The sequence below is a fragment of the Paenibacillus sp. LHD-117 genome (genome assembly GCF_030929555.1).
GTDB lineage: Bacteria > Bacillota > Bacilli > Paenibacillales > Paenibacillaceae > Pristimantibacillus.
In genome coordinates, this window is record NZ_JAVFVT010000070.1 from 1 (window position 1) to 2,451 (window position 2,451).

Sequence of the window (2,451 nt, forward strand, 5' to 3'; positions counted from 1 at the left end):
AGTAGCTCATGTTGGTTTCTCCTGTACAAAATGGTGGTGTGGTAACTTCCATTTTACACGAAGCCTGCATGGGCCTTTTGTTTTTCTAGGTGTCGCACTTCATATTACAATTCGTCAAATAAAAAAATGATCGGATAAATAGAGAGGTTAGTGGTAGATGATGGTACAATAAGGAAGACAATTGAATCTTAGGTGGGTATGGTTTCCCTTCGAAAGGAGGTGAGGCCATGAAAGTAGAGGCGGTTGACGATTATGTTATACATCTCAAATAACTACAAGAAGAAATAAAAACCCACCTCCAGGTTGACCGCCGAGGTGGGTTTTTATTCCTGTTCGACTTAGAAGGGAATAAACCATCCAGGCCAATTACGTGTTGAAAAACGAAATAAAAACGTGAAGGAGAAGACCTTTTGTCACATTATTTAAAACAATTTTCCGTACTTGCGTTTATTGCAACTGTTATCTTAATTCAGATTATGCCGTGGTATATTGGATTAATATTAGCGTCATTATTTTTAACCCTTAAATTGAATAAAACACTCACTACTAAGGACATTTATTTTACGAGTCTTCTCTACATAATTGGCTATTGTTTTTCAGATTTTTTACAAACGATTGTTTATCGTTGGTCTTTACCCGATGAGTGGGGAGTGATTTTATCCAGATTGAGTCTTTTTGGATTTATACTTCCGTTTTTTATATTGAATTATATAAAGAAACCGGAAATAAGTTTTCTTTCGATTGGATCTTTTAGAAATACGATCTACTTTCCTTTTATTTGGAGAGGAGTATTTAAGGATCCGATTTGGAGATTTTTAATTATTTTTTCAAGTATGATTGTTGTTTCATTTGGTTTTATTATTGATTTTAAACAACAGGACATTGTTTTATTGCTGGTGTACGCATTAGTATTTTCAATAGTCAATTCCATATTAGAAGAAATATTATGGAGAGGATATATACTTAGCAGGATTGTAAGTGATTTGGGTGAGAAATTTGGACTTGTTGTTACAAGTATAGGATTTGGTTTCTATCACTACTCATTAGGCATTCCTTGGATTTTGTGTGTTGCTTTCTCGATATTTGGGATGATAATGGGCGGAGTTGCTATAAGGTCCCGTGGTTTATTGCCTGTTATCATAATGCATTTTTTAATGAATATCATGTTTGTATTTATCGGGATGATCTTTTAGTGGATTCATGAGGGTATGAACTTCACCTGACACCATATTCGCTTGGCGGCCTAAAGGAAATATATTATGGAGGAATATCTATGCAGAAGGATAAGAAAGTTATAGAGATTATTGAAAGCAGCGGTTTAACAAGAATAAATAAAGATCTGATGAATAATTTATCTTATTCAAATAGAATGACTGCAATAATTACTGAAGAAGAGAACATTCCTCTTGGCAGCTCAAAAATAGGGGGTAAACCAGATTTGCCTTCATATATTCACTGGCCCAATGAAAACGGCAAAATTCTTAGTTTTATTGCTCAAGTTAATTTAGAAGAAGTTGAACTTAGACTGTATGAATTGCCTTCTGCTGGATTGCTTAGTTTCTTTTATGATTCTTTAGAACAACCTTGGGGATTTGATCCTAATGATCGAGGTAGATGGAAGGTAATCTACAATGAAAACCTCGATAGACTTGAAAGAAAAGAATTGCCTGAAGAATTAATTCAAGAAGGTGGTTTTGGAACTTGTAAAGTGGATTTTTCTTTACAAACAACTTTGCCTTCTTGGGAATCAATTTCAATAGATCAGTTAAACTTAGTTGAACACGAAAGTGACTTGTATTTTGAGTTGTCAGAGAAAGTATTCGAGCATAATGATTCAAATGGAACAATACACAGATTTCTTGGTCACCCGGATCAGATTCAAGGCGAGATGCAATTAGAATGTCAACTTGCTTCGAACGGGCTTTATTGCGGAGATTCGACTTGCTATGAAGATCCTAAAAGAAAGTTATTAGAGTCAGGAGCAGAATCCTGGAAGTTACTATTACAAATTGATTCTGAAGAAGATATTGGAATGATGTGGGGGGATGTTGGGAGAATTTTTTTTTGGATCCATGAAGATGATTTAAGAGAAAAGAATTTTAATAACGTGTGGCTAGTTTTGCAATGTAGTTAACTTTGTAAGCATGAGCGGCTGCCGGACAAATTCGACATTCGTCGGAACTCGTGAACACTTAAACGTTAGAAGAAATCGTTGCAATACTAATTGATTTTTTTGGAGGGCTATAGAATGGGGCTCTTTATTTATTACAAAGGAACACTATCTTCTGAAGACAACATACCAGAAGTCCTACAATTTATTAAGAATTTTTCCTTAAACCTAAATTTCGAAAGCCCATAATATCAAGCAACTCGAATAGGGCGATCAGGAAACTACAACCAGTTATGGGTGGGGTGTTGTAGCAAATGCCCGTCTAATCGCGGTATTAGCAG

At 35.2% G+C, this 2,451-nt stretch carries 2 protein-coding genes; both read left to right on the forward strand.

Annotation, left to right across the window (positions count from 1 at the left end; genetic code table 11):
- Positions 1–410: 410 nt before the first annotated feature.
- On the forward strand, positions 411–1,193 hold the full coding sequence (locus RB620_RS30010) for a CPBP family intramembrane glutamic endopeptidase (RefSeq protein WP_308100826.1): 783 nt from the start codon (positions 411–413) through the stop codon (positions 1,191–1,193).
- Positions 1,194–1,273: 80 nt separating this feature from the next.
- Positions 1,274–2,134 (forward strand): YwqG family protein, encoded by an 861-nt coding sequence (locus tag RB620_RS30015; protein ID WP_308100827.1) that lies wholly within the window; start codon positions 1,274–1,276, stop codon positions 2,132–2,134.
- Positions 2,135–2,451 lie beyond the last annotated feature (317 nt).

Excerpts from the sequence above, each read along its gene's own strand:
- RB620_RS30015 (WP_308100827.1), top strand. The coding sequence starts at position 1,274 with ATGCAGAAGGATAAGAAAGTTATAGAGATTATTGAAAGCAGCGGTTTA.